Origin of the sequence: Streptomyces sp. NPDC060027, from assembly GCF_042737005.1 — a bacterium.
Taxonomy (GTDB): Bacteria; Actinomycetota; Actinomycetes; order Streptomycetales; family Streptomycetaceae; genus Streptomyces.
The window spans coordinates 122,893-145,174 of sequence record NZ_JBHWVI010000001.1 but is presented as its reverse complement, the minus strand read 5'-3'; the positions used below and the strand labels follow the sequence as shown (position 1 = coordinate 145,174).

21 protein-coding genes are annotated in these 22,282 nt (G+C 70.8%); 8 read left to right on the top strand and 13 right to left on the bottom strand.

The genetic code is table 11. The features are described 5' to 3' along the window. The first annotated feature begins 20 nt into the window (after positions 1-20). Together ACFWBT_RS00580 and ACFWBT_RS00575 are read left to right on the top strand one after the other, a co-directional pair. The gene (locus ACFWBT_RS00580) at positions 21-1,094 is read left to right on the top strand and encodes a TauD/TfdA family dioxygenase (RefSeq protein WP_385694025.1); all 1,074 of its coding nucleotides are present in this window, start codon (positions 21-23) and stop codon (positions 1,092-1,094) included. Next, positions 1,091-2,584, top strand: a complete 1,494-nt coding sequence (locus tag ACFWBT_RS00575; RefSeq protein ID WP_385694024.1) for a long-chain fatty acid--CoA ligase — start codon at positions 1,091-1,093, stop codon at positions 2,582-2,584. Before ACFWBT_RS00580 ends, ACFWBT_RS00575 begins: the two co-directional genes overlap by 4 nt. Positions 2,585-2,625: 41 nt before the next feature. Here the strand turns inward: ACFWBT_RS00575 and ACFWBT_RS00570 are convergent, their stop codons facing one another. Beyond that, entirely contained in the window at positions 2,626-4,236 is a 1,611-nt protein-coding gene (locus ACFWBT_RS00570) for a cation acetate symporter (RefSeq protein ID WP_385694023.1), read from the bottom strand. After that, positions 4,233-4,664, bottom strand: coding sequence for a DUF485 domain-containing protein (locus ACFWBT_RS00565; RefSeq protein WP_385694022.1), 432 nt, complete (start codon positions 4,662-4,664; stop codon positions 4,233-4,235). The genes ACFWBT_RS00570 and ACFWBT_RS00565 overlap by 4 nt, the downstream gene beginning before the upstream one ends. A gap of 362 nt (positions 4,665-5,026) precedes the next feature. Between ACFWBT_RS00565 and ACFWBT_RS00560 the strand changes: the two genes are divergently transcribed. After that, entirely contained in the window at positions 5,027-6,421 is a 1,395-nt protein-coding gene (locus ACFWBT_RS00560) for a hypothetical protein (RefSeq protein WP_385694019.1), read from the top strand. Positions 6,422-6,607: 186 nt separating this feature from the next. Here the strand turns inward: ACFWBT_RS00560 and ACFWBT_RS00555 are convergent, their stop codons facing one another. The 6 genes from ACFWBT_RS00555 to sigK form a co-directional block, all read right to left on the bottom strand. Beyond that, positions 6,608-7,255 carry a hypothetical protein gene (locus tag ACFWBT_RS00555; protein ID WP_385694016.1) on the bottom strand — a complete coding sequence of 216 codons (648 nt, stop codon included), beginning with the start codon at positions 7,253-7,255 and terminating at the stop codon, positions 6,608-6,610. Between the two features lie 503 nt (positions 7,256-7,758). Continuing rightward, on the bottom strand, positions 7,759-8,250 hold the full coding sequence (locus ACFWBT_RS00550; protein ID WP_385694015.1) for a peptidylprolyl isomerase: 492 nt from the start codon (positions 8,248-8,250) through the stop codon (positions 7,759-7,761). 394 nt (positions 8,251-8,644) lie between these two features. Then, entirely contained in the window at positions 8,645-10,162 is a 1,518-nt protein-coding gene (glpK, locus tag ACFWBT_RS00545; protein WP_385694012.1) for a glycerol kinase GlpK, read from the bottom strand. 33 nt (positions 10,163-10,195) lie between these two features. Continuing rightward, positions 10,196-11,038, bottom strand: a complete 843-nt coding sequence (locus ACFWBT_RS00540) for an MIP/aquaporin family protein (protein WP_385694009.1) — start codon at positions 11,036-11,038, stop codon at positions 10,196-10,198. A 178-nt stretch (positions 11,039-11,216) separates the two neighbouring features. After that, a complete protein-coding gene (locus ACFWBT_RS00535; protein WP_385694006.1) occupies positions 11,217-11,951 on the bottom strand; it encodes an anti-sigma factor domain-containing protein in 735 nt (244 codons plus the stop codon). Beyond that, the gene (gene sigK / locus ACFWBT_RS00530; RefSeq protein ID WP_385694004.1) at positions 11,948-12,544 is read right to left on the bottom strand and encodes an ECF RNA polymerase sigma factor SigK; all 597 of its coding nucleotides are present in this window, start codon (positions 12,542-12,544) and stop codon (positions 11,948-11,950) included. Before sigK ends, ACFWBT_RS00535 begins: the two co-directional genes overlap by 4 nt. A 464-nt stretch (positions 12,545-13,008) precedes the next feature. Here sigK and ACFWBT_RS00525 point away from each other — a divergent pair, with 464 nt between their 5' ends. The 5 genes from ACFWBT_RS00525 (at position 13,009) to ACFWBT_RS00505 (ending at position 16,599) form a co-directional block, all read left to right on the top strand. Continuing rightward, positions 13,009-13,359 (top strand): hypothetical protein, encoded by a 351-nt coding sequence (locus tag ACFWBT_RS00525; protein ID WP_385694001.1) that lies wholly within the window; start codon positions 13,009-13,011, stop codon positions 13,357-13,359. A 135-nt stretch (positions 13,360-13,494) separates the two neighbouring features. Continuing rightward, positions 13,495-13,863, top strand: coding sequence for a DUF6204 family protein (locus ACFWBT_RS00520; RefSeq protein WP_385693999.1), 369 nt, complete (start codon positions 13,495-13,497; stop codon positions 13,861-13,863). Positions 13,864-13,924: 61 nt separating this feature from the next. Next, on the top strand, positions 13,925-14,383 hold the full coding sequence (locus ACFWBT_RS00515; protein ID WP_385693996.1) for a MarR family winged helix-turn-helix transcriptional regulator: 459 nt from the start codon (positions 13,925-13,927) through the stop codon (positions 14,381-14,383). A gap of 118 nt (positions 14,384-14,501) precedes the next feature. Further along, a complete protein-coding gene (locus tag ACFWBT_RS00510) occupies positions 14,502-15,260 on the top strand; it encodes an IclR family transcriptional regulator (RefSeq protein ID WP_385693993.1) in 759 nt (252 codons plus the stop codon). A 91-nt stretch (positions 15,261-15,351) separates the two neighbouring features. Beyond that, a complete protein-coding gene (locus ACFWBT_RS00505; RefSeq protein ID WP_385693990.1) occupies positions 15,352-16,599 on the top strand; it encodes a PP2C family protein-serine/threonine phosphatase in 1,248 nt (415 codons plus the stop codon). Between the two features lie 15 nt (positions 16,600-16,614). Here ACFWBT_RS00505 and ACFWBT_RS00500 read toward each other — a convergent pair whose 3' ends face one another. From ACFWBT_RS00500 to ACFWBT_RS00480, 5 genes are all read right to left on the bottom strand, one after another. Next, on the bottom strand, positions 16,615-17,571 hold the full coding sequence (locus tag ACFWBT_RS00500) for an expansin EXLX1 family cellulose-binding protein (protein WP_385693987.1): 957 nt from the start codon (positions 17,569-17,571) through the stop codon (positions 16,615-16,617). 186 nt (positions 17,572-17,757) lie between these two features. Then, the gene (locus tag ACFWBT_RS00495; RefSeq protein ID WP_385694082.1) at positions 17,758-18,918 is read right to left on the bottom strand and encodes an acyltransferase family protein; all 1,161 of its coding nucleotides are present in this window, start codon (positions 18,916-18,918) and stop codon (positions 17,758-17,760) included. 523 nt (positions 18,919-19,441) lie between these two features. Next, entirely contained in the window at positions 19,442-19,918 is a 477-nt protein-coding gene (locus ACFWBT_RS00490; RefSeq protein WP_385693985.1) for a hypothetical protein, read from the bottom strand. Between the two features lie 175 nt (positions 19,919-20,093). Then, positions 20,094-20,756, bottom strand: coding sequence for an RNA polymerase sigma factor (locus ACFWBT_RS00485; protein WP_385693982.1), 663 nt, complete (start codon positions 20,754-20,756; stop codon positions 20,094-20,096). Between the two features lie 88 nt (positions 20,757-20,844). Then, positions 20,845-22,251 carry an MFS transporter gene (locus ACFWBT_RS00480; protein ID WP_385693980.1) on the bottom strand — a complete coding sequence of 469 codons (1,407 nt, stop codon included), beginning with the start codon at positions 22,249-22,251 and terminating at the stop codon, positions 20,845-20,847. Positions 22,252-22,282 lie beyond the last annotated feature (31 nt).

Sequence of the window (22,282 nt, the reverse complement as noted above, 5' to 3'; positions counted from 1 at the left end):
GCGACGGATCGGAGGCGAAGATGACCGGAACCAGGGACGCCGACCAGGCGCCGCCCGTGCCCCGCTCGGGCCCCTGGGTGTGGAAGGGCCAGGACCTGACACACCCCGAGGAGTGGCAGCTGCGCCTCTCGGCGCCCCGGCTCGCCGAGATCGACTCCGCCCTGCACGAGGCACGCAGACGGGATCTCACCCTGCTGAGGCTGACGGCCGCCGGCTTCCCGCTGCCCACGCTCGCCGGCGAGCTGGCCCGCCTCGCCGGGGTCCTCGACCACGGACGGGGGTTCGCGATCGTCCGGGGCATCCCCGTCGAGCGGCTCGGCGAGGCGGCCGCGAGCACCGTCTTCTGGGGCCTCGGCCGGCACCTGGGCCACCCCGTCCCGCAGAACGCCGACGGACTCGTCCTCGGCCATGTCCGGGACACCGGACGCAGCCTGAGCGACCCCGCCACCCGCGGTTACCAGACCCGGGAGGCGCTGCCGTTCCACACCGACGGTGCCGACCTCCTCGCCCTGATGCCGCTCAGTACGCCTCGCACCGGCGGACGGATCTCCCTGGTCAGCTCGGCCGCGGTCCACGACGCGGTGCTGGAGCTGCGCCCCGATCTCGCCGAGCGCCTGTACCGCACGTACTGCTTCGACCGCCGTGAGGACCACGCTCCAGGAGAGCCGCCCTACACGGCCGCCCCGCTGGTCTCCCGCCCCGACGGTCCCGCCCGCGCACTGAGCACGCGCTACAACCGGCGCTCCATCGAATCCGCCCAGCGCTTCCCCGAGGTACCCCGCCTGGAACCGGCGGACCACGAGCTCTTCGATCTCATCGACCGCGTCGCGGCCTCCCCGGAGTACCGGCTCGACCTCGACCTCGAGGTCGGAGACCTGCTTGTGGTCAACACCCACCACGTGATGCATGCCCGATCGGCGTTCGAGGACCATGAATCGCCCGACCACAGACGCCACGTGCTGCGCCTGTGGCTGGCCTTCCCGCGGGGGCCCCGTAGCCAGGGCGCACAGCACTGGGTCACGCTTCGCGATGTGATCCGACCGCGCCACACCGCCTCGCCCGGCGGCACGAACCCTAGGAGATTCCCGGCATGACCAACCTCGTCACCCTCCTGGCCGCCTCCGCCGCGGCCCACGGCGACCGCGTGGCCGTCCGCCATGACGACAGCACGCTCACCTACGCGGAGCTGGACGACGCCAGCGCCCGGGTCGCCGCGCTCCTGCGGGACCGCGGCCTCCTGCCGGGCGACCGCGTCGCGATGACGATGCCCAATCTCCCGCTGTTCCCGGTCGTCTACTACGGCATCCTGCGGGCCGGCGGCGTCGTCGTCCCGATGAATCCGCTGCTCAAGGCCCGCGAGGTGGCTTTCACCCTGCGCGACTGCGGGGCGCGCATCGCGCTGGTCTTCCCGCTCTTTGCCGAAGAGGTGACCAAGGCCGCCGCCGAGACCGGAACCGCATGCCTGGTGACCGAGCCCGAGGCCTTCGACGCCCTGCTGCGGGGCCACCAGCCGCTGCGTGACACCGTCGACCGGACCGAGGACGACGCCGCCCTGATCCTCTACACCTCGGGCACCACCGGAACACCGAAGGGGGCCGAACTCTCCCACCGGAACCTGGCCACGAACACCCTCACCACGTCCGAGACGCTCCTCCAGGTCGGACCGGACGACGTACTCTTCGGCGGCCTTCCCCTCTTCCACGCCTTCGGCCAGACCTGCGCGCTCAACACGGCCGTGGCCGCCGGCGCCACGCTGACCCTGCTGCCCCGGTTCGACCCGCAGCGCGCCCTGGAGATCATGGCCAGGGACGCGGTCACCGTGTTCCTCGGCGTGCCGACGATGTACGCCGCGCTGCTCCACGCCGAGCTTCCCGACGGCTTCGACGCCGCCCGGCTACGCCTGGCCGTCTCCGGCGGGTCCGCGCTCCCGGTCGAGGTGCTGCACGGTTTCGAGCGGCGCTTCGGCGCCCCCGTGCTGGAGGGGTACGGACTCTCCGAGACGTCACCGGTCGCCGCGTTCAACCACCCCGACCGTCCACGCAAGGCGGGGTCGATCGGGCTGCCCATCCGCGGGGTCGAGATGCGGCTCGTCGGCGAGGACGGCGCCGCCGTCGCGCCGGGCGGGATCGGCGAGATCGCCATCCGCGGCGAGAACATCATGACCGGCTACTGGAACCGCCCGGACGCCACTGCGGAGGCGATCCGCGACGGGTGGTTCCACAGCGGCGACCTGGCCCGGGTGGACGAGGACGGCTTCTACTTCATCGTCGACCGCAAGAAGGACATGATCATCCGCGGCGGCTACAACGTCTACCCGCGCGAGATCGAGGAGGTGCTGTACGAGCACCCCGCCGTCGCCGAGGCCGCCGTCGTGGGCATGCCGCACCCCCTGCACGGTGAGGAGATCGCGGCGGTGGTCACGCTCCGGCCCGGCGCGAAGGCCACGGCCGAGGAGATCATCGCCCACGCCAAGGAGCGGGTCGCGGCGTACAAGTACCCGCGCGTCGTCACGATCGCGGCCGAACTGCCCAAGGGGCCCACGGGCAAGATCCTCAAGCGCGAGATCGTGGTCAGCGGCCCGTGAACGACTGAGGGAGGGCGACGGTGGCGGGGAACCGGCCACCGTCACCGCTCCCTCTGCCGCGGCCCGGCGAGGATCAGGCTCTCCACACCCTCGTACCGTCCCCGTTCCCGGTCCGCCGCGCGGCGTCCCGACAGCAGGCTGCCGAGCCAGCCGAAGACGAAGCCCAGCGGGATGGACACCAGTCCCGTGGTGGTGAACGGGAACCAGTTGAAGTCGGCGGCGGGAAAGGCGGACGTCGGGGAGCCGGACACCAGCCTGGTGCCCGGCATCAGGATCAGCACGGCGAGGGTGCCGCCGATGAGCGTGCTCATCAGGCCGGTGCGTGTGTAGCGGCGCCAGAAGAGGCTGTAGACGAGAGCGGGGGCGATCGCCGAGGCGCCCACGCAGAAGGACAGGGTGGCGAGCGGCTGCAGACTGCGGTGCTGGACGAGGACCGCGAGCGCGATCACCGGGGCGCCGACGACCAGGGCCGAGCCGCGGGCCAGGGCCGTCTCGCGCCGCGGTGACATGGCGCTGTTCCGGCCCGCGAAGACGTCGTGGGCCAGCGAGTTGGCGCAGGCGAGGGTCATACCGGCGACCGAGGCGAGCAGCGTGAGGAAGATCGCCGTGGTGATCGTGGTGAACACGAGGGTCTCCGCCCGCGACACCACCGGGCCGAACGCGGCTCGTGAGCCCAGCAGATAGGCCGTGTGCCCGCGGGGGTCGGCGGCGGCGATGCCGGCCCGGCCGACCATCGCCGTCGCGCCGATGCCGATGACGCCCGCCACCATCATGAACAGCGCCACCGAGGACACCGCCCAGGACATCGAACGCCGCACCTGGCGGGCGCTGTTCGCGGTGAACATACGCATCGTCACATGCGGCAGGCAGGCACCGCCCAGCACGATGGCGAACTGCGTACTGATCATGTCGAGCCGGGGGTGCGGGCCACCGGCGAACTGAAGCCCGCCGTGCAGGAAGTCGTCCGGTGCTCCACTGCGCCTGGCGGCCACGGTGAACAGGGCCCCGGGATTCCAGTGGAACCGGCTCAGGATCAGTACGGCGACGACGATTCCGGAGCCGAGGAGCACCACCATCTTCAGGATCTGGATCAGCGCGGTGCCCCGCATGCCGCCGATGGCCGCGTAGGTGATCATCAGGGCGCCGACGCCCACGATGCAGCCGGTCTTCATGGAGTCGTCGGAGAAGCCGAGGATGAAGGCCAGCAGCTGCCCGGTGCTGGCGAGTTGGACCAGCATCATCGGCACGAGTGCGGCGATCGTGACACCGCACGCGGTGATCCGTACGGCCCGTCCGGGCATCCTGCGGGCCAGCACGTCGCCCATCGTGAACTTGCCCGTGTTCCGCAGGGGTTCGGCCAGCAGGAACATCAGCACCAGCAGGGACAGCAGGGTACTGAGAGCCAGCACGACACCGTCGTAACCGCACAGGGCGATCACACCGCCGATGGTCAGCACGGTCGCGGCGGAGATGTAGTCGCCCGCGATGGCCAGTCCGTTGCGCAGCGGGGAGAGCGAGCGGTAGCCGGTGTAGAACTCGGCGAGATCGTCGCTGTCGGGGCCGGTCACCACGCACAGCAGCAGGGTCACGGTGACCGCGACGGAGAAGGCGACGAGCGACCAGGTCTGTGCGGTGCCGCCGAAGACGCTCACCGCTTCCGCTCCTGCTCGCCGCGAGCCCAGGGGGTACTCCGGTTCACGCGCCGGGCGAGGGGGTCGACGTAGCGGCGGGCGGTGCCCTCGTAGAGGAGCACGGCGAGCCAGGTGGCGGGGATCTGGGCGAGGGCGAACACCAGGCCCGTCGACAGGCCCCCGGTGAGAGGGCGGGCCATGAAATTGGGGCAGCCGGCCGAGAGGCCGAGGAAGAGGGTGAAGCAGCCGAGCACCACGAACGTGGTCACACGCCGCTGCCGGCGGTAGGCGCGGCGCAGGATGCGCAGATCGCGATGGTGCCCGGTCCAGGTGCGGGGTGATGCCCCGCCGCGTAAGGATTCCCCGCTGGGGTCCGGGGCATGGCGGGAGCGGGAACCGTGCTGCCCGTCGAGTGGTCCGGGATGCGGGGCGGAACTGTCGTACGACATGCCGGTCTCCTGGTGGGGGTGCGGGCCCGGCGTACATGGACCGTCGGTCGGTGGGGGAGAGGCTCGGGTCCTCGCACGCTATTCGGCCCTTCGGCCCATGCGAAGCGGTTTCCTTCAAGTACCTGGTGGGAGCGTGTCCACGCCCCTGACCTCGTCTGTTGCCGGTGAAACCGCTGTGGCCTCCGGGCTCCGAGTGGGGGATGTGGCTCGCATCCGGCCGCGGATCCCGGGCCGCCCCGGACTGCCGGTCGGCGGTCTCCGGACAGGCGGCAGAGCATGATCGTCGACGTTGACCCCGCGAACGCGACCTGCGCACAATCTGCGGGCCGCGCGCAGCCCGCCGGCGATCAGGGAGGGGAACCATGTGCGGAGCCTGCGCTCACCGCGGGACCATTGCCGCGATCGCCGGAAATCCCGCGGCGCCGGCCGCGGTACTGATCAGGCTGCTGTGCGAGGAAGCCAAGGCGGCCAGGAGCGCGATCGCCTGGCGTCCGCTGCCGGACGAGGTGGTCGACGCCATCGTCACGCATCCCGACCGCCTGCCGCGGTCGGCGTTGGCCGACAACCCGTCGGTGACGCCGGAACAACGCGCCCGGCTCGTGGACGATCCCGATCCACGCGTGCGCCACGCCCTCGCCGACGGACCCGAAGGGTTCCGCGTCTCCGCGCGGCCGTTGCCCCTGTCCACTCAGCAGCGGCTGCTCGCCGATCCGGAACCGCGGGTCCGCCGAGCCGCGGCCTTCTCCCGCAACACGGCTCCGAGCCTGGTCGGCGGGCTCGCCGACCACCAGGACGCGGACCTTCGGCAGGCGGCCTGCCGGGAGTGGAGCGCGCTGTCCGAGGACTCCCGGAGCCGGCTGCTGCGCGACGCCGATGACGACGTACGTCGGGCGGCCATGGTGAAGGCCTGCCGCGAGGACGCGGGCTGCACCGACCTGCTCCTCGACGCGGGAATCGACGGCGTCCGCAGGCGGGATGTGATCCGGTACGGCGCCATGAGCACGGCGACCGCCGAACGTCTCGCGGCAGGTACCGAAACGGAGGACCGGCGCGCGCTGGCGGACAACCTCAGGGTTCCCATCGACATCGTCAGGACGCTGGCGAACGACGACGCGCACAGCGTCCGGCTGGCGGTGTCGGTCCGACCCGAGCTGACGGAGACGGAACGCACCGCCGTCGACGTCACGATCGGTCCGTCCGACCGGCTCGATCCCGTCGAATGGGTTCGCCTGTGCGCCGATCCCGACACTCTGCGGCAATGCGCCAGATCGTCCAACACCCTGCTGCGGCGCAGCGCCGCCCACAGCCCGCACCTGCCCGCCGACGCCGTCGAGCTGCTCTCGCAGGACGACGACCACCCGGTGCGGCTCCTGTTGTGCGAGAACCAGCCGACCGTCGACGGGGAGGTGGTGCTGCGGACCTATCTCGACTGCAAGGTCATCACGAAGGGCGCCCTGGTGAGCCACCCGAACTTCCCGCGCGCGGGCAACGGAGAACGCTTCGCCGACGACCCGGATCCGGAGAAACGGCAGCTGGTGGGGCTCGACTCCGAGGCGTCCGTCGACGTCTTGGTCCGGTTGCTCGCCGACCCCGACGATCGTGTGCGTGCCGTGGCGGCCGGCCACCCGGCCCTGCCGGTCGACCTCATCGTCCGAAGCTGCGGAGATCCGGCGACCTCCTCCCGAGCCCTCGGCAACCCGAGCCTTCCCGCGGACGTCATGCACCGCTACCTGGACGACGCGGGAATCCCTCGCTGACGCGAACGCCCGCCCTGAACCCGGTGTGTTGCGCCTTGGCCCCCTCGGCGGCGGGGCTCCCACAGGCCGAGGCGGTGGTGTCCGAGGGCCCGATCGTGGTCGTCGAGGGGCCGAGGGGTCGACGACCGGCGGTCGGCGGTCACGATCGCGCGGGAGTCGGCGGGAGTCGGCGGGGGTCAGGGGGAGTCAGCGGGAGTCGCTCAGTTCGTTCAGCGGTGTCCCGTGCGCCCATCGTCTGAGGCACGAACCGTCGATCAGGCGAACCCCGCCCTGCCGCCGTGCCCACTGGACGTCACGCCGGCTGAAGGCCCCTCGGTGGACCACGAGACGAAGCGGGGGGCCCGAGCCGCCCGGACGTCCCGCCCGAGAGGGCGCCTCCTCGTCGGGCAGCGGCTCGGCAACGGGCCGGAAGGCGACCTCCAGGCGCTGCCCGCGACCGTCCCGTGCCCGTAAGCGCACCCGGACGCGGTCCGCGGTCCGCTGTGGAGGGAGCACGCGCCAGCCGTCACGGCGCAGCATCCGGGACACGGCCAGGGCCAGGCCCTCCGTGTCCAGCTCCGCGAGTTCCTCGGGTGTGTAGAAGCCGTGGCGGCGCCGGGCCAGCGGCCGGTGACGGCGTACCGCGGTCGGCGCGGCGACGGCCAGGAGGACCAGCGCGCCCAGGGGTACGCCGATGCCGGCCTCGCGGTAGCCGACGGCCAAGCCGGCGACGACCGCGCACAGGGCGACGACGACCGCGGCGAGGGCGGGCAGCACCTCACGAAGCGCGGGCCCGTAGAGCCCCTCCGCGCGCAGCCGACGGATCGCTCGCCGCCGCTGCGCGCGTCCTGACAAGCGTGTTCCGGGCGTCCGCCCCCTCCGTGTCACTCGGGCCAGCCCCCCAACCCCGCGCGCCTCGGCGTGTGCGGGTAGGGGCTACCCCTCGGAGGCGCGCCGGTCCCATGGAGTCGGGTTCCGGCCACGAATCCGGCTGAACTCTTTCCTGGCCCCGCGACGGGTGGGACACGATCGGTTCCGGTGGCTGCGGAGTCCTGCGCAGCAGGTCGCGCGGTGAGCCCGGCAGGGGAGTCGGTGCCGCCGCCGGGTCGGTGGCGGCGGACTCATTCCTCGGCGACGCGGATGGCACAACCGTGCCTGAAGTTCCGGGTGTTCGGAGAGGGCGAGCAGCAGGCCGTGGGGCTCTTCTCCGCAACGGCTGCGCGCCCTCTGGGAGTTCATCACCGACCCGGCCGAGGCCGCGCTGACGTCCGGGCCGGCCGCCCGACGGAGGCGGCGGGTGGTGCGCCGCCGCCTCCGTCAGCACTCGTCCGTGGGGTGGACCCAGGCCGTCGGACCGCTCAGACAGTGCCGGAGTCGGAGATGACGATCTTCTTCGAGGGGGTGCCGGAACGGCTGCCGAGCGCCTCGATCGCCTTCACGACGTCCATGCCCTCGACGACCTCGCCGAAGACGACGTGCTTGTTGTCCAGCCAGTCGGTGACGATGGTGGTGATGAAGAACTGCGAGCCGTTGGTGTTCGGGCCCGCGTTGGCCATGGACAGCTGACCCGGCTTGGTGTGCTTGAGCGTGAAGTTCTCGTCGGCGAACTTCTCGCCGTAGATGCTCTTGCCGCCCGTGCCGTTCTGGTTCGTGAAGTCGCCGCCCTGGAGCATGAAGTCCGGGATGACCCGATGGAACGGCGAGCCCTTGTAGCCGAAACCGTGCGCGCCGGTGGCGAGCTCACGGAAGTTCTGCGCGGTCTTCGGGACGACGTCGTCGAACAGCTTGAACTCGATGCGGCCCAGCGGCTCGCCGTTGGCGGTGACCTCGAAGTAGACGTTCTCGCTCATTGCTCTGCTCCTTTTTATGCGAATGGTCGACCCCGAGCATAGAGAGGCTGAGGGGGTGGTCGCGTGACCGGGGGTGATCATTCGGCGTGTGGCCCGGCGTCATCGAGCGATGAGCAGCGGGTGAACCGCGCCCCGGACATCACCCGGACATCACCCGGATTTCTCCTGCAAGGAGGACGGTCAGGCCTGGGCCGGCGGGCCGCACCCGACCCGCCGGCTCATGACCAAGGCCGACGACGGACAACCGGGATTCATGAAGGACACCGCGATCTACGGCGAGACAGGCCCGGTTCGCGACCGCACATGAGAGCGGGCACGCGTCCAGCCCCTGACGTGTTACGAGCCAGGGGCCGGACGGAGCTGCCTCGGTCATCAGTGTGACCGACCGGCCGGTCTACTCGACCTTCGCCCAGTCGAGTGTGCGTTCCACCGCCCTCTTCCAGTCCGCGTAGCCCTGTTGCCGCCGGTCCTCGGACCACTCGGGCTCCCAGCGCTTGGACTCCTGCCAGTGGGTGCGCAGTTCGTCGGTGTTCTGCCAGAAGCCGGTGGCAAGGCCCGCCGCGTACGAGGCGCCGAGCGCGGTGGTCTCGGCGACGACGGGGCGGCTGACCGGCACGCCGAGCACATCGGCCTGGATCTGCATGCACAGATCGTTGGCGGTCACGCCGCCGTCGACCTTGAGCACGTCGAGATGGACTCCGGAGTCCTGCTCCATGGCCTCGACGACATCGCGGCTCTGGTAGCAGATGGCCTCCAGGGTCGCCCGCGCCAGGTGGGCGTTGCTGTTGTACCGGGCGAGGCCGACGATCGCGCCGCGGGCGTCGGAGCGCCAGTACGGGGCGAACAGGCCCGAGAACGCCGGGACGAAGTACATCCCGCCGTTGTCCTCGACGGTGCGGGCCAGCGTCTCGCTCTCGGCCGCGTCACTGATGATCTTCATCTGGTCACGCAGCCACTGTACGGCGGATCCGGTGACCGCGATGGAGCCCTCCAGCGCGTAGACAGCGGGGCTGTCGCCGAACTGGTAGGCCACGGTGGTCAGCAGGCCGTGCTGCGAACGGACCAGCTCCGTACCGGTGTTGAGCACCAGGAAGTTGCCGGTGCCGTAGGTGTTCTTGGCTTCGCCGGGCGCGTAGCAGACCTGTCCGACGGTGGCCGCCTGCTGGTCGCCGAGCACCCCGGTGATGGGGATGGAGGCGCGCAGGGGCCGGGAGGTGCGCGTCGTACCGTACGCCTCGGGATGGGACGAGGGGTTGATACTGGGCAGCATGGCCCGGGGCACACCGAAGAAGCCCAGGAGCTCGTCGTCCCAGTCCAGGGTCTCCAGGTCCATCAGCATGGTGCGGCTGGCGTTGGTCACGTCGGTGGCGTGGATGCCGCCGTCGGGGCCGCCGGTCAGGTTCCACAGGACCCAGGCGTCCGTGTTGCCGAACAGGGCGTGTCCTTGTTCCGCCGCTTCGCGGACGCCGTCGACGTTCTCCAGGATCCACTGGATCTTGCCGCCGGAGAAGTACGTCGCCGGCGGCAGCCCCGCCTTGCGGCGGATGACGTCGCCCTGGCCGGAGCGTTCCAGGGCCGCGGCGATGGAATCGGTTCGGGTGTCCTGCCAGACGATGGCGTTGTAGTACGGACGGCCGTTGCGCGGGTCCCACACGACGGTGGTCTCCCGCTGGTTGGTGATGCCGATCGCCGCCAGGTCCTCCGCGGTCAGGTTCTTGTGCCGCAGGGCGTTCTGGATCACCGAGTTGGTGCGTTCCCAGATCTCCACCGGGTCGTGCTCGACCCATCCGGAGCGCGGAAGGATCTGGGCGTGTTCCATCTGATGCTTCGCCACCTCGTTGCCGGCGTGGTCGAAGATCATGAATCGGGTGCTGGTGGTCCCTTGGTCCACCGCGCCCACGAAGTCAGCCATGGGTTACCGCCTCTGCTGTGAGGGTTGTGGGCGTCAGGACTTGGAGGGCGGGATGCGTCCCGGGGGTTCGGGCTCCGCCGTCGGCAGGAACCGGCCGACGAAGAGCTTGTACACGCCGGCGCCGAGCACGCCACCGATCAGCGGACCGATGATCGGCACCCAGAAGTAGATGTTGCCGTATTGATCTCGCCAGGCCCCTCCGTATCCCGTGAAGAAGCTCGCCAGCCGGGGACCGAAGTCACGTGCCGGGTTGATCGCGTAGCCCGCGAGGGTGCCCCACGCCATGCCGATGCCGACGACGAGCAGTCCGATGATGAACGGGCCCATGTTCGAGCCGGGAGGGGTGTTGAGCAGATCCGTGACGGCCATGATGACCAGCAGCAGAATGGCTGTGCCGATGATCTGGTCGCGGAACGCGCCCCACTCGTGGACCGGCAGGTTCGGGTTGCCGTTGGCGGGCAGTGTGGAGAACACGCCCTGGGTCTTGATGGTGTGGCCGGGGTCGGCCTTCGCGAGCGCGTCCGTGTAGTTCCAGCGCACGATGAGCGCTGCCACGAAGGCACCGACCGTCTGGGCCACCACATAGGGGGCCACCTTGCGCCAGGGGAATCCCCTGAACGTGGCCAGGGCGAGGGTCACCGCGGGGTTGAGGTGCGCGCCGCTCAGGCGTGCGGCGACGTAGACACCCATGGTGACGCCGATGCCCCATGCCCACGCGATGCTGTCGTGGTTTCCCAGACCGCCCGGTGGTGTGGTGAGTGCTCCGCCGGCGACCACCTGGGCCACCACGCCGCACCCGAAGAGGATGAGAATCATCGTGCCGAGGAATTCGGCGGACATTTCGCCGATCAGCCCCGACTTGAGCCGCTCAACCATGGAAGCCCGCTTCCCGCCGGTTCAGAACCGGCCGTCTACATGCCACCTGAGCCTTTCCTTACATAAGCATAGGATGATCAAGGGATATCCGCATCAAAAGTGAAATATTATCTTCTGTCCTGCTATCAGGTGCTCTGGATCGGTTGCATCGGTTGCGCCGGGACGGACACGGGACGTGTCAGGCCGGAACCGTGACGATGCCGAGCGGCTCGCTGGTGGGCTGCCGCGATCCACCCGCGGGCTCGGCCGTGATTCCTACGGCAGTGACGTCGTCCAGCGAACCCTGGAGCACTTGGGCGTGCCCGCCGCCGGAGCCGGGGAGCAGGCCCGCCGGGCGAAGGTCGCCGGTCTTCGCGGCGTACCAGAGTTCGTAGACCTGGTCGTCGCCGAGGGGCGGCAGGTCCGACGCGATGAAGGCCGCCCGGCCCTGGGTGCGGGAGGCGACCACGCTGATGTCGGCTCCGTCGCTCAGCTTCCGCGTGCTGATCGTGGCGTCCCGGGCCGTGAGGATGTCGGTGAGAGCGGAAGCCTGCGCCTGGGCGTGAGCGGTTTCCGTGCGCGCGTCGTCCGCCTGGGTGTGCTGCCACGCGGCCAGGCCACCGAGCGCGGCCGCGAGGACGAGGCACGCGGCCAGGGCCAGGCGCAGGGCCCGCTGACGGACCGGAATCCTCCCGGGGAGATGCTCCTGACGTGTCTGGGCGACCCGGTCGAGGACGTGTCGGCGCAGTTCGGGCGAGGGGGTCGCGTCCTGGTCCGAGGCGAGTCGCAGGGTGACCGCGGACAGCTCGGCCACCTCCTCCCGGCACGCCGCGCACCCGGCCAGGTGGTTCTCGAAGGAGGCCTCCTCCGCCGCCGGGAGGGCGTGCAGCACATACGCGCCCACGGACTGGTGCGGGTCTTCGGCGGCGTTCATGACCTGGCCTCCAGACAGGTACGGAGCCGGCGCAGTCCGGAGCGCATCCTGGACTTCACGGTCCCCGCGGGAGTGGCCAGACAGGCGGCCACCTCCAGATAGGTCATGCCCTGGTAGTAGGCGAGCACCAGCGGCACGCGCTGATGCCGCTCCAGGGCGGCGAGACAGCGGCGGACGCGATGGTGATCCTCGTGCCGCTCCACGGCCTCGGCCACCTCGTCGAAGGGGCGGTCCTCCGCGAGCAGCGCGCTGCGCCGCTCGCGTGCGGTGCTGGCCTGGACGTGCCGGACCCGGTCGACGGCCCGTCGGTGCGCGAGGGCGAGTACCCATGCCCGGGCGCCTCCGAGTTCGGGGCGGAAGCGGTCCGCGGTCCGCCAGATCTCCACCATCACGTCCTGCGTCACCTCCTCCGCCTGCGCATCGTCCCGCAGCACACGGCAGATCAGGCCCTTGACCGGCCGCGCGAGGGTGTCGTAGACGTCGGCGAACGCGTCCTGGTCGCCCTCAGCCGCACGCTTGAGCCGGGCGTCCAGCCACTCCTCCGCCGGGGAGTGCCGTCGGGAGCCGGGTCCGTCCTGGCCGGTCTTGGACATCGCTGGGGGAATCCGTCCGTCGCCTTCTTCGTCTGGCTCGACTCTCCGTCCCCGCGGCCACCCTCGCAGCACGACAGGGCCGTTCGCCGACGGGGCGCACGCCGTCCGCCGCGCCGGGAAGGCGGTGCCGAACGGTGCCGTCACCGCCCGCCGTCGCGCACGGAGCGCACGCCGTCACCATGTATTCGTAGCCACCCGGCCCCGCGTATGAGCAGGGGGCGCCGCGATGTCGCCGTACCCGGCCACGCGACCCGTTGCGGGGGAGCCGGCCACGGTCCCACCCCTCGCGAAAACTCGTATCAGAAACTTATGCGGGTCTATCCTCATACATACCTTTCATGGCTCCGAATACCTTGTGTTCCGCGCATCGTGAGCCTCGGAACGTGCCGACTGTTTCGGCGCGAACTTCTGTGACACCGGCTCCTGTTGTGCACGTCCATCACGTTTCGAGGGAGGTGAGTCCGATGACCACACGCATCAGCGCCCGGCGCCTGCTGGCCGGTGCGGCCGCGACGGGTCTGCTGGCCGGCGGGGCCGCACTGGGCATGTCCGGTACCGCCGCCGCGGCTCCGGCACCGGCGTCCGCGGCTTCAGTGGTGACCGGTGACCACCATGATCACCACAACCGCTGCGAGTGGAAGAAGGGCCACTGGGAGAAGAAGTGGGTTCCGGGGCACTGGGAGAAGAAGTGGGTCCACCACGACACCTGGCGCCACGGCCATCACAGCCACGAGTGGAAGGCCAAGTGGGTCTACGTTCCCGCCCACTGGGACCACGTGTGGGTCAAGGGCCACTGGGACTGCCACCACCGCTGAGCGCTCCGCACGGGGAGTGAGGACGGACCGGGCGCGAGCACTCCGCTCCCGGTCCGTACCGTGCCGGTCTCCTTGGACGGCGGCCCCGCCGGAAACGAGGTGGAACCCGGCGTCCCCGCTGGTTAGGCTCGCCCGATGACCACACGCACTTTCCGTATCACCGTTCGCGGAGTCTTCGACGGGCTCGACGCCGACCAGCGCGCGGACCTGCTGGCCCGCGCGTCCGAGCATGACGTCCTCCAGGCGTCCTTCACTCCCGCGGGGCACCTCAGCTACGACCTGGCCGCCCGCCCGGCCTTCACCTTCCGCTTCCTGGACTCGGGAGAAGAGGAGGAGGACATCCTGGAGGCGGTCGAACGCGCCGAAACCGCCGCCACCGCCTGGCTGACCGAGCGGGGCTACGGCTTCAAGAGGCTCAGGTCCCAGGGTGAGGACCTCTCCCAGGCACCCCTCGGCAAACGCCAGCGGCGTGCCATCGCCCAGAACATCCAGAACACCCCCTGACCCCTCGTACCTCGACGGCGACTCATGCTCCCGATATGCTTGAGTAGTCAAGGAGGTGTCAATGAGTAGAGGGCTGGACGCGGCACTGCGCCTGGTCAGGGCGCAGGCCACCCTGGTGAAGCGGTTCGACGCGAGCCTCGGCGGGCTGCACGGGGTGAGCCTGGCCGACTTCACGATGCTGCTGCGTCTGTCCCAGGCCCCGGGTGACCGCATGCGCCGGGTGGACCTGGCCGAGGCGCTGGGGCTGACGGCCTCCGGTGTCACCCGAGGGCTCGTACCCCTCGAACGCATCGGGCTCGTCAGGCGGGACGCCGACGCCCGTGACGCCAGGGTGGCCTACGCGGCGCTGACGGAGACCGGCCGGGAGCGGCTGGCGGAGATGCTCGTCACCGCCGAGCACGTCGCCGAGGAGATCTTCGCCGAGCCGTCGTGGACCGAGGAGGAGGCGGCTCAGCTCGCCGGGCTCCTCGGCCGCCTCGGCGGCACCGGCCTCGCCCGCCACGAGACCGGCGGCTCCTGAATTTCTTGCCGCCGCCGGTCTCGACCGGCGGCCCGCGGTCGCGCGACGAGGGCCGCCGGAGGGGCGGTGCATCGTTTGGCGCCTTGCCTGTCTCGTGACCTCGGCGCACGCTGGTGGCATGGGAGCTCGCGACGGCCCGACGCTCATCACATCCGTTCAGCGGGCCTTCCGCCTGCTGGAGGCGGTGAGCGCGCACGAGAACGGCGCGCCCGCCAAGCAGCTGGCACGGGAGACGGACCTGCCCCTGGCCACCGCCTATCACCTGCTGCGGACCCTGGTCCACGACGGATACATCCGCAAGCTCGACGACGGCGGCTTCATCCTGGGCGACAAGATGCAGACACTGCACACCCAGGGTCGCGGGCAGGCGCTGCTCAGCCGCGTCCGCCCCACTCTCGCGGCCCTGCGGGACGAGCTCGCGTCCGCCACCTATCTCACCTTCTACGAGGAGGGCGAGATCAGGGTCGCCGAGATCGTCGACGGCCCCCGGGCACCCCGGGTCGACCTCTGGGTCGGATTCGAGGACGCGGGCCACGCCACCGCGCTGGGCAAGTCCGTCCTGCGAGAGATGGACGAGGAGTCCCGCAACGACTACCTCGCCCGGCACGCCCTGGCCGACCTCACGCCGCGCACCATCACCAGTCGGCCGGAACTGCTGCGGCGGCTGGCCTCCTCGCCCGTGGCCCCGGCCGTCACGGACCTGGAGGAGTACGCTCTGGGCACGGTCTGCGTCGCCGTTCCCGTCTACAGCGGCGACACGCTCGGCTCACTCGGTGTCTCGCTCCCCGCCGAACGGCTGCCCCGGCTCGAGGCGGTCCTGACCCGGCTGATCCCCACCGCGAATCGCGTGACGAGGGGCCTGTCGCTCACTATCTGAAATCCCCGTCCTTGTGGCGACCGCCGCGAACGTCTTTCCTGGGTAAATCGGACATTTCAGGGATGAATCCAGGTGAGGACTGCGGACGAACATGAGTCAGGCCCGAGAGCACGGCAGCGAGCACTGGCGGAAACGGACGTTCAGGAACCGGAGCGCCGGTTCCGGGGCGGGGGGTCGCAAGCGCGCCGCCGCCCACCTGGCCTTCGGCACTCCCGTACTGCCCTTACTGATCGTCGGCGCCATCGTGCTGGTCGACCTGGCCGGCGGAGCGGGCGTGGTCTGGCTGCCGCTGCTCGCCGCCGGCCCCGCGCTGGCGGCCACCACCAGTCGGCCGTTCGGAGTTCTCTGCGTCGGCCTCCTGGCCGCGGCGCTGAGCGTGGTGCTCGGAATCCGGGACGGCGTCCCGGGTGACGAGCTCGCCGCCGTGCTGTCCGCGCTGGCGGCCGTCACTCTGGCGAGTGCCCTGGCCAGCGCGCTGCGCTGGCGTCGGGAGCGGGTCCTCGCCGCGGTCCGCTCGGTCGCCGAGGCGGCCCAGCACGCGCTCCTCGCACCCATACCGTCGAGTGTCGGACCGTTCCAGGTGGCCGTCCGCTACAGCGCCGCCGAGGCGGAGGCACGGATCGGCGGGGATCTCTACGCGCTGGTGCCCACGCCCTACGGAGTCCGAATGATCATCGGCGATGTCCGCGGGAAGGGGCTGCCCGCCGTGGGCACGGCCGCGCTCGTGCTCGGCGTCTTCCGGGAGGCCGCCTACGACGAGCCCGATCTCCTCACCGTCGTCGCCAGGATCGAGCGGAGTCTGGCGCGCAACCTGGGGTACGACGACTTCGTCACCGCCGTGGTCGCCGGGTACCCGGAGCCGGGCCGGCTGGAGGTCGTCAACTGCGGACACGCACCGCCGCTGCATGTGCGCGCGTCCGGAAGCGTCTCCTCGGTCGACCCCGTCAACCCCGCCCCGCCTCTCGGGCTGCGGGCCCTCACGGGTGAGACCCCGAGTCTCCAGGTGCTGCCCCTGTCCGACGGTGATCAGCTCCTGCTGTACACCGACGGGGTCACCGAGGCCCGCGACCACGGCCGCGAGTTCTACGGCCTCGCCGAAGGGCTGGCCCGGCATGTGTGCGACGAGCCGGCGTCCACCCTCGCCGCGCTCGAAGCCGAACTCCAGAGCCACGTCGGCGGCCGCCTGCACGACGACGCGGCTCTGCTCCTGCTCCGCATGCCCCCGGCTCCCGACCGGGCGCCCGAGGTCGCAACCGGCGGTGGCTCCGTCACCCTCCCCTCCCCGCCGCGACCGCCCGCGGCCGGCGCGGGTGTGGGCTGCGGCCAGAACGCGGAGTAGCCCGTCCGGAACGGTTCAGTGCCGGGCGAACTGGAGCCGGGTCGGCTGGACGGTGTCGGGTCGCACCGCGATCCCGCCGACGGTCAGGCGTTCACCGTAGATGTCGGTGATCCTGATCGTGCCCCCGCAGCCGGCTCCGTCCTCGGCGAGGAAGTAGTTGTATTCGGTACGGGGCAGCCGTCGCCATCCGTCAGCGGTGCGGAGTTCGAGCCGGGCCACCGGATTCCGGTGGCCGATCACCTGGATCGCGCACCACCAGCGGCTGGACCCGGTCTTGTACCGGACCGCGATCGTGTCGGAGACGCCGGGGCTCAGCAGCTTCCACGTGATCGGGATCCGGCCGGCCGAAGGACTGGCGAGCTCGGCGAAGGCCTGGGCGCTGAGGTCGAGCTGCCCGGGGGCGCAGGGCAGTGGGCATTCGTTGGTGATCCGGACCGTGACGGACGCGCCGTCGGCCGCGCGGACAAGGACGTACGCTCCGCACGCCTTGGACGTCTCGTAGTCGGTGTGGTTCATCGCCGCGGTCATGACGTCGTCGCTCGGGCCGAACGAGCAGGCGCCGTCGCCGGTCCCGGCGTCGTACGTGGTGGCCACTCCCCGGTAGCCGACCCCGGGGCGAATCCGTCCCGCCTGCGATGCTCCCGTGGCCGCGGTGCGGGAGGTGGCCGAGGCCGACGGCCGCGCCGGTGCGGTGCCGGCACCGGCCGCCGCGGACGGGGAAGCCGTCGTACCCGGCGTCCGGGTCGCCGTCGGGGACGCCGACCGGGCCGGTGCCGCCCGCTCGGACGTGGCGGTCCCGCGGGAACCCGTGGGGGTCGCGTCCGCGGCGTGCCCAGCGTCCGCCTGGTGGCCGGGGCGGAACGCCACGACCAGGCAGACGAGAGCGGCCGCCGTGATCAGTGCCACCGGGGTGCCTGCCAACAGCCTGAGCCGGTGCCTGCGGCGCCGCGCGGCCTGCCTCGTTTCCTTCATGCGTGTCCGTTCGGAGGATCGAGCCGATGGTGTGTCCATCAGTGGCCGCGGGAAGCGAAAAGGTTGCCGCGCGCCTCCCGTCGGTGCCGGGGAGTGCCGCCGGAGAACGCGCACGGTCCGGTGCGCCGACCGTCCGTGTCCGCCTTGCGGCGCGTCATGTCTACTACGGAAGGCGTGCCGATGAGGTCACGTCCGCCGTATCCGGTGGCACGCCTTTCGGCCCAGGGCCCGGCCCGGCGCTTCGATCCAGCGGTAGGTCACCACGGACAGCGGCAACAGCACGGCGAAGAACGCCGCTTCGAGTACCGGATTGTCCCGCCGCCACCGGCCGATCGTGCTGTCGCTCACCGCCAGCAGCACCGGATGCACCAGATAGACCGAGTAGCTGATCGTTCCCAGTCCCGTCAGCCAGCGCGGGAACCGGAGGCGGCGCAACGCCAGCGCGGCACCGAAAGTGAGCACGGCCAGCAGGAAGGCCGCGATCCAGCCGCGCCGCGCGAAACGAGCCCCGTCGCCGTGCACGTACGCGCTCCCCACAGCGCAGATCAGCACGACGGCGGCCGTGCGGGCCGCGCCCGGCCAGGTGCTCTCACCCCGTTCCGCCCGATGGACGGCGGTGCCGAGGAACATCACCGCGAGGATCACCAGGCCCTCCCAGAGGGGCACCGTGCCGTTGAACGGAACCAGGACCAGCGCCAGCACGCCCCCCACCAGACCTCCGAACACGCGAAGCGCGGACGACCCGGAACTCGCGCAGCAGATGGCGATCACCAGAACGGTCGAGGCGAGTGCGACCAGCGGGCCGGCGCCTACCGCGCCGGACAGCGCCGAGGACGGTGGCACGACCCCTGCCGTCACACTCACGGCGGCCAGCACGCCCAGGACGACGGCGGCGGTGGCCGAACGCCGGTGCAGACGGACCGTGAAGAGGGCGACGACCAGCAGATAGAAAGCCATCTCGTACGAGAGCGTCCACAGGACGAGAACGACACTGGGCGTTCCCAGCAGCTCCTGCAGCAGGGTCACATGGGCGAAGGCCACGGTCGCGGGACCACGCCCGGCGAAACGAGCGTGCGGGTCCGCGATGCCCAGCAGACCGAGGACGACGACCGAGCCGACGACGGCGGACCACAGCGGGTAGATCCGGAAGAACCGTCCGGCCCAGAAGGTCCGGACGCAGCCCCGGCGTTCGAGCGAGGCGGGGATGACGTACCCGCTCACGAGGAAGAACACCATGACGCCGTACCGGCCGATGTTCACCTCGGGCATCAACTGCCCGCGGAGTTCGGCCATGAAGGCGTACGACGAGTGGTCGAACGCGACGAGCAGTGCGGCGATGCCGCGCAACGCGTCCAGCCAGCCCGACCGCGGCGGTGCGGCGGACCCGTCGGACACGAGGGGATGCGACGGAGCGGAGGGACGCGGCTCCAGCGGCGGGGGGACGGGAATCGCGGGTTCCATGGGGTTCCATACCTGGACCGAGTCCTGTGGGGTGAGGGGTTCGTGGGGACGGCCGTGAGGCGGGCATGCGAAGGGGCACGCAGGGGACAGGCGCATGCGAAAGGCATGCTGGGGACATGGGGAAGGAAGAGGCGGTCGGTCCGGCGGTCTGTCCGGGTTCGCGAGGCCTCGCTGTGCCCATCGAAGTGCGGCCACGGGAGGGCGGAACAAGGGACACGCCCTGATGAGGCGGCTTTCGCCGGGATTGACTACGCGTTGATCAGCGGTTGTGCGTAGGGGCGGCCCGCGGTCGTCCTCGGCATGGCGAAGACGACCGCGACGCTCCCGACGCGATCGTCTGCCGCCTTCCGGGTGGCTCCCGGTGCACTTCTCTCGATCGGGCGGCGAAGCCCGACCGCGGCTGGGACGGTTAGTCGCCGCGCGGCGCGGAGGGCTTCACCGGGACGCAGGGCCTGATCTCGCCCTTGGTCGTGTACACCTTGACCCTGTGCGGCCGGGCCGAGCCGCTGAGGTTCACGAAGACCAGCGCGTTGCCCGGGTGCAGGGTCATCTCCCGGTTCCATTGAAGGGTGAGGATGGGGACACGGTCGCCCTGCCTGTCGACCTCCCAGACCACTGTGTCGTGCTCGCAGACGTAGCCGGGAGCGAGGACGGTCACGGTCACATCGATGTCGCTCGGGCGCAGTGCCCGTGCCAGCTCGCGCTGGGCCGCGATGCCGATGTCCTGGTCCTTGACGGTGAGGGTGACGCTGCCGTCGTCGTGGCGCTCCACCGCGTACGCAGCCGGGGCGGCCGGGGAACAGGGCGCGACCACCGCGGCGAGACCGGCCACCGCACAGCCGACCGCGACGACGGCGATCCGGCGCAGAGTGGGCAGACCGCGCACCGGGGCGCGTGTCTCGCCCTCGCGCTCGTGTGCCCGGGCTCCGGCGCCGGTCGACGCGGTCCCGTGTCCCGCGGTTGCTCGCGGATCGAGGGAAGCGGCCGACGCGGTCCCGCGCAGCTCGATCTCCCGCTTCAGCTCATCGAGCAGCCGCGGTCCTCGAACCTCGGCCTCGAGCTCATGCCTCTCCCCTTTTCGCGTACAGCGGTGACGCGTTAGGCGTTCGCGCGCCCGGGACTCCGGAGGACACGGCCCTGGCGTCCGTCTCCGCGACCTGGGAGTCCGCTTCATCCCGCAGTGCCTTGCGTGCCCGGTGCAGTCGGACCCGGGCGGTGACCTGGCGGATCCCCAGCACGGCCGCCGCCTCCGTGACCGTGAGCTGGTCCACGGCGATGAGCTCCATGACCGCCCGCTCGCCCTCTGGCAGTCGGGCGAGCGCGGCCAGGACACGTCGGCCGGGGCTCTCGGCGTCGAGATTGTCCTCCAGACGGGCGATGTCGTCGGCCTCCAGCAATCGGCGTCCGGAGAAGCGCAGATCGCGTTCGGCCTCCCGGGCGACCCGACGGCGCTCCGAGGACACGACGTTGCGCGCGATGCCGTACAGCCAGGCCGTCTCGCTGCCGAGACGCGGCCGGTAGGTGTGGGCCGAGTCGAGGACGGCGAGGAAGATCTCGGCCGTCAGATCGGCGGCGGTGTGCGGGTCGTCGACGCGCCGGGCCACGAAACGCGTCACGGCGTCGACATGGCGCCGGTAGAACGCTTCGAAGAGCTGGGGGTCGCGTGCCGCGGCGGCGGGCCCACCCCGTATCCGATCCGCGCCGTCCACAGGCGTCTCCTTCATGTCGCAGGCTCCTCGACCCTCCTCGGCGGAGGTTCCCGGAGTGCTTCAAAGTCGCTTCACCTGTTCTTGGGCCGCGGCGCGAAAAGCTTTACAGATCAGCCCCAGGTGATCCAGGGCGAAGGCCGGTTCCGGGAAGGAGCGCCGCCGCGATGAGTCCGATGACCCCGAGGACGGCGAGGGTGACCATGGCCGCGGCGTAGGAGCGCGTGGTGAATCCGGCCACGAGGATCGTGCCGGCGACCGCGGTGCCCAGCGAGGAGCCGAGGTTCGACACACTGCGGGACAGACCGGAGATCTCGCCCTGCCGGTCCTCGGGGAAGCTCGACTGGACGATGTTGACCGACGGGGTCAGCATCAGGCCGAGGCCCAGTCCGAGCAGGAGGAGACCGGGAGCGAAGGCCCAGGGGCTGGAAAAGCTGTTGACCATGGCGATCAGGACGACGACACCCGCGATCGCGACGGCGAAGCCCGCGATGATCAGGGTGCGTTGGGGGCGCCGCCGGGCGAGTCGTTCGGCGGCCAGGGAGGTGGCGAGCAGACCGAGCGTGGCGGCCGTGAAGATGACGCCGGTCGCGATGGCGTCGTAGCCGCGCACCACTTGGAGATAGGCGGCCACGGTGAACGACGAACCCATGAGCAACAGCCATTGGATGTTCTGGGTGATGAGACCGAGGTTGGAGGTGCGGTCGCGGAACAGGCTGGTGGACAGCAGCGGTTCCTTACCGGCCGACTCACGGGCACGCACGGAGCGGAAGAACCACAGCAGCGTCAGCGCGCCGAGGACGAGCAGGCCGGTCATCAGCCAGAGGTTGTTGTCGGCGGCCAGGATGCCCATGACGATGAGGACCAGGCCCGTGGCCGACAGGACGGCTCCGACCGTGTCGAAGGAGCGTCTCGGATCCGGTGGCAGCGGGTCCTCGATGTGGCGGCTCAGCACGATGATCAGGGCGATGATCAGGGCCTGGAACACGAAGGCGGCCCGCCAGCTGATCCACGAGGTGATGAGCCCGCCGATGAGCGGGCCCGCCGCCGCGCCGATGCCGCCCAGCGCCATGACGACTCCGAAGGCGCGGGCGCGGGAGGTCATGTCGTGGAAGAGGAGCGTCGTGAGGATGTAGACGGGCGGGATGAGCAGCGCGGTTCCGACGCCTTCGAGAATCGAGTTGCCGAGGATGAGAACGCCCAGGCCGGGGGAGGCGGCACTCAGCAGCGCGCCGATCCCGTACACCGTCAGGCCGGCGAGGAAGCAGCGCTTGCGGCCGTAGCGGTCCGTCAGCTTGCCGCCGGGGATCATCAGCGCGGCCATGACGAGCAGGAAGATCGTGATCGCGATCTGCACGCCCTGCACGGTGGTGTCGAGGTCCTCGCTGATGTCGTTGATCATCACGTTCATGTTGGAACCGGCGAAGCTGCAGATGAACTGGGCGAGGGCGAGCGGGGCGAGAATCCTGCGCTGCGCCCCCGACGGCGGTGTCGACGCGCCTGTGTCAGCCATCGCCATTCCTTATGACCGCCGGACGTGTGGT

What these genes read in the sequence shown, in the direction of transcription:
- ACFWBT_RS00560 (WP_385694019.1), top strand. Translation starts at nt 5,027, where the DNA reads ATGTGCGGAGCCTGCGCTCACCGCGGGACCATTGCCGCGATCGCCGGA.
- sigK (WP_385694004.1), bottom strand. Translation starts at nt 12,544, where the DNA reads ATGTCCAAGACCGGCCAGGACGGACCCGGCTCCCGACGGCACTCCCCG.
- ACFWBT_RS00515 (WP_385693996.1), top strand. Translation starts at nt 13,925, where the DNA reads ATGAGTAGAGGGCTGGACGCGGCACTGCGCCTGGTCAGGGCGCAGGCC.
- ACFWBT_RS00500 (WP_385693987.1), bottom strand. Translation starts at nt 17,571, where the DNA reads ATGAAGGAAACGAGGCAGGCCGCGCGGCGCCGCAGGCACCGGCTCAGG.
- glpK (WP_385694012.1), bottom strand. Translation starts at nt 10,162, where the DNA reads ATGGCTGACTTCGTGGGCGCGGTGGACCAAGGGACCACCAGCACCCGA.
- ACFWBT_RS00505 (WP_385693990.1), top strand. Translation starts at nt 15,352, where the DNA reads ATGAGTCAGGCCCGAGAGCACGGCAGCGAGCACTGGCGGAAACGGACG.
- ACFWBT_RS00550 (WP_385694015.1), bottom strand. Translation starts at nt 8,250, where the DNA reads ATGAGCGAGAACGTCTACTTCGAGGTCACCGCCAACGGCGAGCCGCTG.
- ACFWBT_RS00510 (WP_385693993.1), top strand. Translation starts at nt 14,502, where the DNA reads ATGGGAGCTCGCGACGGCCCGACGCTCATCACATCCGTTCAGCGGGCC.
- ACFWBT_RS00565 (WP_385694022.1), bottom strand. Translation starts at nt 4,664, where the DNA reads ATGTCGTACGACAGTTCCGCCCCGCATCCCGGACCACTCGACGGGCAG.
- ACFWBT_RS00575 (WP_385694024.1), top strand. Translation starts at nt 1,091, where the DNA reads ATGACCAACCTCGTCACCCTCCTGGCCGCCTCCGCCGCGGCCCACGGC.
- ACFWBT_RS00520 (WP_385693999.1), top strand. Translation starts at nt 13,495, where the DNA reads ATGACCACACGCACTTTCCGTATCACCGTTCGCGGAGTCTTCGACGGG.
- ACFWBT_RS00535 (WP_385694006.1), bottom strand. Translation starts at nt 11,951, where the DNA reads ATGAACGCCGCCGAAGACCCGCACCAGTCCGTGGGCGCGTATGTGCTG.
- ACFWBT_RS00485 (WP_385693982.1), bottom strand. Translation starts at nt 20,756, where the DNA reads ATGAAGGAGACGCCTGTGGACGGCGCGGATCGGATACGGGGTGGGCCC.
- ACFWBT_RS00525 (WP_385694001.1), top strand. Translation starts at nt 13,009, where the DNA reads ATGACCACACGCATCAGCGCCCGGCGCCTGCTGGCCGGTGCGGCCGCG.
- ACFWBT_RS00580 (WP_385694025.1), top strand. Translation starts at nt 21, where the DNA reads ATGACCGGAACCAGGGACGCCGACCAGGCGCCGCCCGTGCCCCGCTCG.
- ACFWBT_RS00540 (WP_385694009.1), bottom strand. Translation starts at nt 11,038, where the DNA reads ATGGTTGAGCGGCTCAAGTCGGGGCTGATCGGCGAAATGTCCGCCGAA.
- ACFWBT_RS00480 (WP_385693980.1), bottom strand. Translation starts at nt 22,251, where the DNA reads ATGGCTGACACAGGCGCGTCGACACCGCCGTCGGGGGCGCAGCGCAGG.